We start from the raw sequence: 433 nt of genomic DNA, 5'->3' as shown, positions 1-433 counted from the left end.
CAACTGCCGCCCGCCCCGCAGCCGGCGCCCGCGTACATCCAGCCGGCCCCGCCTCCGTCGAACGGATACACGCTGGGCGTCTACACGCAGGTGGTGCCGGTGCCGTCGTTCGGGGCGCCCGGCGGCGGGCCGGCCCTGGCGTACGTCAATCCGGGGCAGGGGGGGGGGCCCCTCGCAGTACGGCCTGATGATCACCAGCCTGACCCCCGGCGGGCCGGCAAACCGCTGACGGTCGAAACCTACGCACGGGTCTTGGACATCTGCCAACAGCTTCGGCACGAACTTGCCGACTGGAACGTGATCCGGCAAACCAACTTGGTAATCGAGCCGTAGTCGTGCCCGCCAATCACGAGGGGAGTCCGGTTGCCCGGATCGTCGATCGTGGTGTCTATGACTTCGTTTACGGTGGCCATTCGTACTCTTGAATATGAAC

General features: G+C 66.5%; 1 protein-coding gene. It reads left to right on the top strand.

Annotated elements, in window-relative coordinates:
* Positions 1 to 333 (top strand): hypothetical protein (locus AB1L30_RS00305; protein WP_367011365.1); only part of this gene is annotated, 333 nt, incomplete at its 5' end.
* Positions 334 to 433: the final 100 nt, after the last annotated feature.

Source organism: Bremerella sp. JC817, assembly GCF_040718835.1.
In the GTDB taxonomy this organism is placed as follows: Bacteria; Planctomycetota; Planctomycetia; order Pirellulales; family Pirellulaceae; genus Bremerella.
The sequence above is the reverse complement of the archived record's forward strand: the minus strand, read 5'-3'. Positions and strand labels throughout refer to the sequence as shown.